9 protein-coding genes are annotated in these 10223 nt (G+C 61.6%); all 9 read right to left on the bottom strand.

Features of this window, described 5'->3' with window-relative positions; all coding sequences use genetic code 11:
* Window position 1: 1 nt before the first annotated feature.
* A complete protein-coding gene (mexE, locus tag BMH52_RS19815) occupies window positions 2-1243 on the bottom strand; it encodes a multidrug efflux RND transporter periplasmic adaptor subunit MexE (RefSeq protein WP_019820113.1) in 1242 nt (413 codons plus the stop codon).
* 217 nt (window positions 1244-1460) lie between these two features.
* Window positions 1461-2357: a LysR substrate-binding domain-containing protein gene (locus tag BMH52_RS19810; protein ID WP_019820111.1), complete on the bottom strand. Its 897-nt coding sequence runs from the start codon at window positions 2355-2357 to the stop codon at window positions 1461-1463.
* A gap of 87 nt (window positions 2358-2444) precedes the next feature.
* Window positions 2445-3788 (bottom strand): TolC family outer membrane protein, encoded by a 1344-nt coding sequence (locus BMH52_RS19805; RefSeq protein WP_083610650.1) that lies wholly within the window; start codon window positions 3786-3788, stop codon window positions 2445-2447.
* Window positions 3789-3810: 22 nt separating this feature from the next.
* The gene (locus tag BMH52_RS19800) at window positions 3811-5328 is read right to left on the bottom strand and encodes a DHA2 family efflux MFS transporter permease subunit (RefSeq protein WP_072434538.1); all 1518 of its coding nucleotides are present in this window, start codon (window positions 5326-5328) and stop codon (window positions 3811-3813) included.
* Entirely contained in the window at window positions 5325-6392 is a 1068-nt protein-coding gene (locus tag BMH52_RS19795) for an HlyD family secretion protein (protein ID WP_014718380.1), read from the bottom strand. Before BMH52_RS19795 ends, BMH52_RS19800 begins: the two co-directional genes overlap by 4 nt.
* A 29-nt stretch (window positions 6393-6421) precedes the next feature.
* On the bottom strand, window positions 6422-7237 hold the full coding sequence (locus BMH52_RS19790) for a DUF3050 domain-containing protein (RefSeq protein WP_073844797.1): 816 nt from the start codon (window positions 7235-7237) through the stop codon (window positions 6422-6424).
* A gap of 46 nt (window positions 7238-7283) precedes the next feature.
* Window positions 7284-8243: a fatty acid desaturase gene (locus BMH52_RS19785; RefSeq protein ID WP_073844795.1), complete on the bottom strand. Its 960-nt coding sequence runs from the start codon at window positions 8241-8243 to the stop codon at window positions 7284-7286.
* A gap of 10 nt (window positions 8244-8253) precedes the next feature.
* Window positions 8254-9081 carry an SDR family oxidoreductase gene (locus BMH52_RS19780; protein WP_073844793.1) on the bottom strand — a complete coding sequence of 276 codons (828 nt, stop codon included), beginning with the start codon at window positions 9079-9081 and terminating at the stop codon, window positions 8254-8256.
* A complete protein-coding gene (locus BMH52_RS19775) occupies window positions 9078-10220 on the bottom strand; it encodes an acyl-CoA/acyl-ACP dehydrogenase (protein WP_014718384.1) in 1143 nt (380 codons plus the stop codon). Before BMH52_RS19775 ends, BMH52_RS19780 begins: the two co-directional genes overlap by 4 nt.
* Between the last annotated feature and the right edge of the window lie 3 nt (window positions 10221-10223).

Here is a 10223-nt window from a genome sequence, read left to right as displayed (position 1 = left end):
CTTAACCGCGTGGAGTCGCGACGCTTGCGAGCTTGGGCGCGGGTTTTTCCGGCGCCACTTGCTCCAGGTTGCTGGCTTCAAGCGCTTGTCGTTGTTGGGCCAAGGCGGCGAGGGTTTCCTTGCTGGCCATCGGAATGGTTTCCGGTGCGACCGGCGAGCCAGGGCGCACGCGTTGCAGGCCCTTGACGATCACGGTGTCATCCTTGGTCAGGCCGCTGCGCACGATGCGCAAGCCTTCGATTTTCGGCCCCAGTTCCACCGCGCGATAAGCCGGCTTGTCGCCGTCCATCACCAGCACGAATTTCTTGCCCAGGTCGGTGCCGACGGCTTCGTCATTGATCAACACCGCCGAATAGGTGCCGCTGCCGACCAGCTTCAAACGCGCATACAGGCCAGGGGTGTATTCGCCCTTGCTGTTGTCGAACACCGCGCGGCCACGGATGGTGCCGGTGGCCGGGTTGACCTGGTTGTCGACGAAGTTCATCTGGCCCAGGTGCGGGTTGCCGGTTTCGTTGGACAGGCCCAGGTACACCGGTGTGGTGGCGCCACGCCGGCCTTCACGGGCCAGTTCGGTGTACTTGAGGAATACACGCTCATCGGCGTCGAAGTAGGCGTAAACCTTGTCGGTGGAGACCACGCTGGTCAGCGCGGTGGTATCGGCGGTCACCAGGTTGCCGGCGGTGATTTCGGCACGGCTGACGCGGCCACTGATAGGCGAAGTGACACGGGTAAAGCTCAAGTTCAGGCGTGCCAGGTCCAACTGCGCCTGGATCCCGGCCATGGCGGCGCGGGCTTCCTGGGCGGCGGTGGTGCGCGAGTCGGCCAGTTCAGCGGAGATCGCGTTGCTCTGACGCAGGCGTTCGCCACGTTGCGCTTCGTTTTCGCTGCGGGTGGCGGCGGCTTTGGTCTGAGCCAGTTGAGCCTCCAGGCGGCGCACTTCGGCCTGGAACGGGCGCGGGTCGATCTGGAACAGCAGGTCGCCTTTCTTGACCAAAGCGCCTTCAGTAAAAGCGACTTGGTCAATCTGGCCGGACACCCGCGGACGAATCTGCACGGTTTCCGGCGCTTCAAGGCGCCCGGTGAACTCGTCCCACTCGTTGACCGGCTGTTCCAGCACCTTGGCCACGCTGACCTTGGCTGGGGGCATGGCGGCCGCTTGTTCGGGAGACTTGCCGCACGCGCTCATCACCACCACGGCCAAGATCGCCAAGGGGAAGCGCAAAAGTTTGAGTGACTGTTCCATGAGGTGCATCCGCCAATGTATTTGAGATGGGCGGATCATGCGCGGGGAGGTGCTAGGTCACGAATCGAATGAAGCAAAGGTAACTATCATTCGGAATGATATAAGCGCGGAGGCAGCCCTCTAGCATGGGGGTTTTGTTAGGGAGCTATCAATGTGATTGATGACAAAAGACTGTTGCCCAGGGTGCAAGGAACTTTCGCAGCAACGCGTGGGCGCATCACGGCGCCTCGAACGCATCGCCCAGAAAGTCGATCAAGGACCGCACCGACGGCATCAGCCCGCGCCTAGAGGGGAACACGGCGGTGATCACGCCTTCAGCGGGTTGCCATTCAGGCAATACGGCAATCAGGCGGCCATCGGCCAACTCGTCTTTCACGACGACTTGGGGCAGGTTGGCGATGCCCACGCCCGCCAGTGCTGCATTTTTCAGGGTCGACATGTCATCACTGACCAGGCGCGGCGTGTGCGCGACCTGGGCCGTCGCGCCGTCCGGCCCGGTCAGGTCCCACAGGTATTGAAGCAACGGGTTGCCCCAATGGATAGTCGCCAGCCCGGCAAGGTCAGCCGGTAGCGAGGGCAGGGGAGCGTCCTGCAAAAAAGTCGCGCTCGCCACCAGTACCTGAGGACTTTTAGCCAGTACCTTCATGACCAGCTCACTGCTTTCCAGCGGTGGGAAACACAGGTTCAAGGCCATGTCATAGCCTTCGCTGATGATGTCGACCTTGCGGTTGAAGCTCTTCACGTTCAGTTCGACGCTGGCGCATTGCGCCATGAATTGGGCGAGCATCGGCGCCACCCAGTAGTTGAGCAATGCGGTGGTGCAGCTCAGGCGGATCACGCCCCGCGGCTCTGATTTGTTGAAGGCAATCACATCTTCCGCTGACTCGGCTTCGGCAATCATCGCCACGCAATGGCGGTAATAGGCATGGCCGATATCGGTCACCTGGAATTGGCGCGTCGAACGCTGTATCAGCCGTGCCCCCAGCCTGGCTTCAAGCTGGCTGACCCTGCGGCTCAAGGTCGATTTGGGCAGGTTCAACGCTCGACCCGCCGCCGCAAACCCGCCGTGCTCGACCACCTTGGCGTAGAGGAAGAGTTCGTTGAGGTCGAACATGGGCAGTGTTCCATTTTTGAGATGCCCAAGCTTAATCCAAATCAGCCCTCACGTTGAGCGAATGTCAGCGCACTACTGATCAGTGCGTCAGTTCAGCGTATGACTGATATCCCGCAGGCGCGCGTCGCTCAGGTTGCCGGTGGATGCCAACAGGTGCAACTGGGCCATCAGGATCGCATAACGTTGTTGGGCCAGGCGTTGCTGGGTATCGGTGACTTTTTGTTGGGCATCCAGCACGTCGGTGTTGATGCGGGAACCGGCTTCGAAGCCGTGGGTCACGGCGGCAAGGTTGATCTGGCTGGAGTTCAAGGCCTGCTTGAGTGCCTGGTATTGGCTCATGCCGTTGGTGACTTGCAGGTAAGCCTGGCGCGCCTTCAGCCCGGCGTTGCGACGTGCATCTTCGACTTCGTCCGCCGCCTTGCTTTGCAGTGCATGGGCTTCGCGCACGCGACTGCTGGTGCGGCCACCGCTGTAGAGAGGAACGCTCAGTTTGACCCCGACCACGGTCTGGTTATAGCGGTTTTCCGGCAACGTCACATCGTAGACATCACCGCCGACAGAGGCGAAGCGGCCATGGGCGGCGATCAGATCCAGGGTCGGCAAATGGCCGGCCCGTTCCTTGTCGATGTCCATTTCGGCCAGGCGCTGGGCAATCTGCGCCGCCTGTACGGCAAGGTTGCCTTGTTGCGCGGTCGTGGCCCAATCATCGATGGCAGCGGGCACCGGGGCACTGAACTGCGGCTCTTTGCCTGACCACGGGCCTGCCTGTGCGGCAGTTAATTGGGTGAGCGTTTCGTTGGCAATGTCCAGTGCGCCACGGGCGGCCACCTGTTCGGCGAATGCCTGGTCGTACTTGGCCTGCACCTGGGCGAGCGCATTAGCAGTGGTAGCGCCGTCGGCCAGCAGTCGCTGGCTGCGCGTCTGGCTCTCGCGCAAGGTTTGTAGCTGTTGCGTGCGGGTGTTCAACAGTTCCTGATTGAGCAGTACGTCGAAATAAGCGCGGGCGACGCGCAGCATCAGCGCTTGGCGCGCTTGTTCGGTGTGCAGTTCACTGGCGCTGATCAACAGTTTGCTTTGGTCGTGTGCGATCACATTCTGCCAACGCAGCAGCGGCTGTGTGAGGACCACGGCGTAGGCGTTGGTGTTATTGCGATTGCGGCGATAGTCGGAGGAATCCTCGGCATCGACCCAGGCCGCGCCGCCGGTGACAGACAGGTCCGGTAGCAGGTTGGCACGGCTTTGCGGTTCCTTTTCTGCCGTGGCCAATTGCTGGGCCTGGGCGGCGGCGAACTGCATGTCGTGGGTCAACGCCTTCTGGTACAGCTGGTACAAGTCATCTGCCAACACCTGAGTGGGCGCGCAGGCGAGTGCCAGCCAATACAGCGGCATGAGCAGCGGGGTGGTGTTCAGATGCAGGCCTGGAATACGCAAGGGGTGTGCTCCACTGAAAGATTTATCGACTGATGTGGCTTCTGCGCATCATCAGCACCATGGGAATCCCGATGGCCATCACCGCTCCCAAGGTGCCGAACAGCATGCTGAACGCCAGCATTTGCCCTTGTTCGCGCGCTTGCAGGTAAGGCATCAGGGCCAGGGCTTGTTGATGGCTCGCCAAGCCCAGGGAAAGAAACAACGGGTCGCTTTCCACACCTCCCCAGCCACTGGCCACCAGGCTCGATTCGGTGACATGCTCGGAGAGCAGGCGGTAGCGTTCCCAGGAGAACCGTGTGAGCAAGGTGGCTGCGATGGCGATGCCCACGCTGCCCCCCAACTGGCGCATCAGGTTGAGTACGCCTGAGGCGCCGGAGATCAATGTCAGCGGCAGGCGACGCATCGCCAGGTTGGTCAGCGGCACGAAGATCATGCCCAGCCCCAGGCCGCGGATCACCAAGGGCCAGTACAGCGAGTCGGGGTTACTGTCGAGAGTGAACTGGGTGTGCAGGAACATCGCATAGCAGTACATGACAATGCCCAGGGTGACGAACACACGCTCGTCGATCTTGTTTTCCTGGGACAGCTTGCCGATCACCAAGGTGCTGATGGCGCTGGCCACCGCCCCGGGGAAAATCACCAACCCGCTCTGGTAAGCGCTCTGCGCCAGCAGGGTCTGCAAGAACAGCGGCACCATGAACAACGTGCTGTACAGCCCGAAGCCCACGCAGAAGGCGCAGATGCACCCCATCAGGAACTCGCGGTTCTGGAACAGCGCGACGTTGACGATCGGGTTGGCCACACGCCGCTCCCACCAGAAGAAACCCACCAGGCTGAAGCTGCTGAGCAACAGGCAGGCCACGGTCCAGTCGGACGCCATCCAGTCCCAGTGCTCGCCGCGCTCCAGCAGGATCTGCAGGCTGCCCACGCCCAGCGCCAGCAAACAAAAGCCGCTGTAGTCGACACTGGAAGGTTTTTGTTCGTTGGGCGAGTCGTTGATGCACAGCCAGCACAACAACAAGGCCACGGCACCGATCGGCAAGTTGATCAGGAAGATCCAATGCCACGACAACGTGTCGATCAGGTAGCCGCCGACGGTCGGACCCAAGGTGGGCCCCATCATCACGCCCACGCCGTAAAGCGCCATGCCGCTGCTGACCTTTTCCTTGGGGAACACGTCGTAGATGATTGCCTGGGAAATCCCCAGCAACCCGCCGCCCGCCAGGCCTTGCAGCACCCGGAACGCGACCAGTTGCCAAAGTTCGGCAGACATCGCGCAACCCAACGATGCCAGCACGAACAGCGCGGTAGAGACCAGGTAATAAGTCCGCCGGCCGAACCACGCCGACAGCCAGCCACTGACCGGCAGAATCACCACGTTGGCCACCACATAACCGGTGGAGACCCAGGAGATTTCATCCACCGACGCCCCGTAGGTGCCCATCAGGCTGGGAATCGCTACGTTGACGATGGTGACATCGAGCAGCTCCATCATCGACACCAGCGTGACGGTCAGCGCAATCAGATAAGGCGACTTCATAGCGTGTGGCCGGCGTCGTCAGGTGCGGCCACTTCGACAAACGCGCTCATGCCCGGGCTCAACAGCGGCTTGTAGTCATCCGGCACATCGTGGAGCGCGATGCGCACCTGCACGCGCTGCACCACCTTGGTGAAGTTGCCCGTGGCATTCTCCTGGGGCAGCAATGAGAACTTGGCTCCGGTAGCCGGTGCCAGGCTTTCGACGACGCCGTCGAAGGCGTGCCCGGGGAAGGCGTCCACGGTGACGCGGGCAGTCTGGCCCACGCGCACGCGGCCCACCTGGGTCTCCTTGAAGTTGGCGGTAATCCACAGTGCGTCGGTGGCGATCAGGCTCATGAGCTTTTGGCCAGCGACCACAAACTGGCCGGGTTCCACCTCTTTTTTCGAGACAATGCTGCGCATCGGCGCGGTCTGGCGGGTGTCGTTGAGCTGGATCCTGGATTGTTCCAGCTCCGCTTGCGCGGCCGCGATCCGATAGTCCTGCACCTTGAGTTCGGCTTTGTTGGCCAAGGTACTTTGAGCGGCGGCCTGGGCGTTGCTGCGCGCCACTCCCTGGGCGTGGCTGAGGGCGTCGAAACGCGCCTTGGCCACTTCCAGGTCCTGGGTGCTCAGCACGCCTTGGGCGCCGAGGCGACGGGCACGCTGGTAGTCGTTGCGCGCTTGCTCAAGGTTGGCGCTTGCTTGAGCCAGGGCCGCCTGCGCGGCCTCGCGCATGGCCACCGCGCCGAGCACCTGACTGTCCAGCGCGCCCGGCACGCCTGCGCGCCCGGCGGCGGCGAGCAATGCTTGCCACTGTGCTTCGCGCTGCTGCAACTGATAGCGGTACTCGCTGTCGCGGATCTGAAACAGCAGGTCGCCGCTTTGTACCCTGACGTTGTCCACCACCGGCACACTGATCACCACGCCCGAAAGCTTGGCTCGTACCGGGATGATCACCCCGTCGAGCTCGGCGTTGTCGGTACTCACGTAGGTGCTGGAATACTGCCAGCGCTGCCAGCCCAGTATCAGCAACCCGCCGACCACGACGCCGCACAGCGTCAGTTTTATCAACTTGCCTTTGGTCATGTGGTACTCCCTGTCGATGCGCGTTGAGGTCAAGCAGGCTCAGAAACGGTGTGGACCTCCCGCGCAGGACGGCTCACCGTCGGCTGAGCCTTGTCCAGCAGGAACTGATGCGCGCCATTCCACAGGTCAATCCGTGAGTTGATTGCGGTTTTCGCACTCTCGACCATGTGCAGGTGTTGCGCGGGGCTGGTGACGATTTCGGCGATGATGCGTTTGGCCGCCGGGCCGTGATCGTCACCATCCATCTCGATGTGGCGCTTCAAGTAATACGTGAGCATCGGTACATCGCTTTCACTGACCGACCATTGCGACAGCAGGCGACCAAACATGTCGGGGATAATGTCTTCACGCCCGAAGAAGAAGTACGCCAGGACCGCTTCGGTGCTGCCGTGTTGTGCAACATCGAGGGTCTGGCACATGAACACTTTGGCGGCCGTCGGAATCTGCGCGTCGTTGAGCGCCTTAGCCAGAGGCACCTTGGCCTGGATGGCGGCCAGGAAGCGGCGGAATACGCTGCTGTCGGCGCCGATTTCATCCATGGCGGCGAGGTACAGGTCCAGGTGGCTGATAAAACCGCCCTCGGGGTGCTCGTCGGTCTCTTCACCCACCACGATTTCGTTGATCAGGCGCGCGGCGGTGATGTGGACCGGCGGTACCCAGGGCAACTCCACGCACGTGAGGTCGCGCTGGATACGCTTGAGCAAGGTCATGAAGTCCCAGACGGCGAACACGTGAAACTCCATCAGGGTGCGTACATCTTCTACGCTGCGGATACTGCCGAACAGTGGGTGACTGAACAGCTGTTCGCGCTCGGTTTCAATGTGGTTGTCGATATCAAAAGGCATGCGTGCTCCTGCGGCCTGAAGGGTCAGGCCCAAAATCCATCGGAAATTAAGGGTGTGTGTCGTTTACCGTGTTTGTACGATAAGGATGGCGACCGGTGGCGTACCGGAAGGAGCGCACAAAGTGCTTTTCCAGCAGGTATTGCCGGCTTTCGTACCATCCCGCTTCCAGCAGTTGACGGTGTACCTTGGGCAGTCGCCAGCAAGGCACCGCGGGGTAAAAATGATGTTCCAGGTGAAAGTTCGAGCCCGCGTGCAGCCAGGTGTTGAGACGCGAAGTGCGTGAACGCGCTGGCGGCAACAGATGGCCTGTGTCGAAAGCATGTTCCTGATAAGCGTTGACCGCCGACAGCAGGAACGCCACCGCCAGGCTCAAGGAAAACCCCAACAACAGGCCGTCGACTAGCCAGATAGCCAGCCCATACAGGCTGAGCCATACAACCTGGCAGGCGATATTGCAGCGGGCCAGCCATTGCACTTGCGCCGAACTCAACGGCAGCGCCGAAGGATTGACCAATGGCCCGAACGCCAGGCGCCAGGTGGTCTGCAGATAACGCAGGGTGGCAATCAAGCGCGACAGGGTGATGCGGCTCGCCAGTGTGTGATAACGCGAAAAGAGCTGGTAGTCCGGGTCTTTCGCGCTGTTGCTGTACCGGTGGTGTTGCCAATGGTCGACGAAGTAACCGGTCACACAGAACCCCGGCAGCAGCGAACTGGTAGCAATGCCCAGGTAGCAACTGCGCATGGGGTTCCCGCTCAGGTTGAAGTGGAAGCCTTCATGCCCAAGGATCGCTTGCAGAAATAACCCATATCCCGCCAATACCACCAATGGCAAACACACCAGCGTCCACAGGGTGGAGGCTGTGTTGGCCACCCACACAAACAGCGCGAGTGGCAGCAGGTACAGGCTCAAGGTGTAGGCGATGATCAGCAAGGATTCCCTCGATCGGGCCTTGAACAAGGCACGGTCGAGACGGACCTGGGGCTTGGGGTGTAGATGGCTGGCCATTGGCGAGGGCTTACTCGATCAGTTCAGGGTTGAGCACCAGATGACCGCCACGCGTGAGCGTACGCAGGCGCATGGCGATAAAGGCATCGACCACGCTCGGCACGCTGCGCGCGGTGTACATGGCCAGCGTGCCCATGAACGTCAGCCCCCGGTTGCGCAGGCCATTTTTCTGGCAGGCGCGCACCAGGCCGTTCGCGGCGGCATCCAGTTTTTCTTCCAGGGACAGCAGGGTCTTGTCACCCCACTTGAAGGTCACCAGGCGTTTGACCGACAGGCCCACACGCTGCGCGGGCAAGTGGATCGCCGTGTCGATGAACCCCGGGTACACCGTGACCACGTCAAGCTTCCCGCGATACTGCATGCGCAGCACATCCGAATAAGCGCTCAGCGCGCGTTTGCTCGCAGCATAGGCGGCCACGTAGGGCGCATTCACCAGCGCGAACAATGAGGACACGTTGACCACTTTGCCGTGCTTTCGCAGTAGCCCCGGCAGGAACCCCGAAGTCAGTTGCCAAGGCGCGAACAGGTTGACGTCCACTGCGCGGGTCACCTCATCGGTGACCCCGGTTTCGCCGCGTTCCAGTGTCAGGGTGCCGGCGTTATTGACCAGAATGTCGATGTCGCCGAAATCGGTGCTGATAGCGCTGATCACGTTGGCCACGGCGTGGCGGTCACACAGGTCGACTTGATAAAACGCGTCCAGCAGGCCGCTGTCTTGCGGTGCGAGGATATCGAGGCCAATCACGGTGGCGCCCAGTCGCTTGAGCTTGCTGGCCGCGGCGAAACCCAGGCCGCGCGCGGTACCGGTGATAACAATGGTTTTTCCGAGCAGGTTCATGAGTGCGCTCCGGTCATGCTGAAGGTTGATGCGGACAGGTAGGTGTCAAGGTTGGTCGCCATCGAGATCCTGGCCGGTGGATGAAATTGCAAGCCGCGGCAGGCCATCAGTCCGTTGGAACTCAGGTTGCTGGTGATGAACGCCATCCCGCCCAACATGGCGTGGGCCTGGTCGGAGAGCTGGGCAAGCCGTTGCTCGATGCCATAACGCACCAGCAGCAGACGGGCCAACACGTTAGGCAAGTCCTGTGGGTTACGCTCGATATCCAGGGCCGCGCCTTCCAGGGCACTGATCGCCAATTGCAGGTCGGCTGCCAGGTCCACGCGGTGATGCGCGGTCCAGCGAGCGGCGTCTGTGACCGACTCGATCAGGCTGGCGCAGGCACCCACATAAGATGCGCAGATCAACAGTTCGAACCAGATGAAACCCACGGTTTGCACGTCGCCCAGTTGGTGCGTGTAACCGGCGGAAAACACCATGCGCTCGGGCACCAGCACTTCGTTGAGGCGTACTTCGATGCTTTCTGCGCCGGCCAGGGCGCTGTTCTGCCAGAAAGGATTACGGCTGATGCCCGCTGCAGTGGCCGGAATCAATGCGACCATCAGCTCTTCGCCACCAGGGGTTTGGCGGATATAGCTGGCGGTGAGCAAGTCCATCGACTGCCCAAGGCAGCAGGGCTTCTTGCTGCCGCTGAGTAACACCCCGTCTGGGGTGTGCACTGCCTGCATGGCCGAGTCGAGAATGCCCGCTCCGGAGGTGCCCTCGGCAAACCCCGAAGACAGCAGCAAGCGGTTTTGCGCGACGGCGGCCAGCAACAGGCCTTCGGCGCCGCCGCCGTTTTGCGTGAGTGCCAATAGGCTCGCCACGGAAAACTGGTGCATGGTGCTGGCCACCGCCAGCGAGGGCGAGCGGGCGCCCAGGGCGATCTGCACATGCACCGCGTCAAGGATGTTCGCGCCCAGCCCGCCGGCTTCACGGTTGACCAGCAGACCTACCGGGCCATGTTGCTTAAACAGGGCGATGACCTCGCTCTGTGGCGCTTCGCGCTGGGCACTCGGAATGGCCGCCAAACGCTCGTCAAAACCCGGGGCGTAGCGTTCAAGCAAATCGCGTGAGCGATTGAGTAACGACAGTGACATGGT

Origin of the sequence: Pseudomonas sp. BTN1 (genome assembly GCF_001907715.1) — a bacterium.
GTDB classification, from domain to species: Bacteria; Pseudomonadota; Gammaproteobacteria; order Pseudomonadales; family Pseudomonadaceae; genus Aquipseudomonas; species Aquipseudomonas paracarnis.
This window is presented reverse-complemented; position numbering and strand designations above follow the sequence as displayed.

Excerpts from the sequence above, each read along its gene's own strand:
- BMH52_RS19775 (WP_014718384.1), bottom strand. The coding sequence starts at position 10,220 with ATGTCACTGTCGTTACTCAATCGCTCACGCGATTTGCTTGAACGCTAC.
- BMH52_RS19785 (WP_073844795.1), bottom strand. The coding sequence starts at position 8,243 with ATGGCCAGCCATCTACACCCCAAGCCCCAGGTCCGTCTCGACCGTGCC.
- BMH52_RS19795 (WP_014718380.1), bottom strand. The coding sequence starts at position 6,392 with ATGACCAAAGGCAAGTTGATAAAACTGACGCTGTGCGGCGTCGTGGTC.
- BMH52_RS19810 (WP_019820111.1), bottom strand. The coding sequence starts at position 2,357 with ATGTTCGACCTCAACGAACTCTTCCTCTACGCCAAGGTGGTCGAGCAC.
- BMH52_RS19800 (WP_072434538.1), bottom strand. The coding sequence starts at position 5,328 with ATGAAGTCGCCTTATCTGATTGCGCTGACCGTCACGCTGGTGTCGATG.
- mexE (WP_019820113.1), bottom strand. The coding sequence starts at position 1,243 with ATGGAACAGTCACTCAAACTTTTGCGCTTCCCCTTGGCGATCTTGGCC.
- BMH52_RS19790 (WP_073844797.1), bottom strand. The coding sequence starts at position 7,237 with ATGCCTTTTGATATCGACAACCACATTGAAACCGAGCGCGAACAGCTG.
- BMH52_RS19780 (WP_073844793.1), bottom strand. The coding sequence starts at position 9,081 with ATGAACCTGCTCGGAAAAACCATTGTTATCACCGGTACCGCGCGCGGC.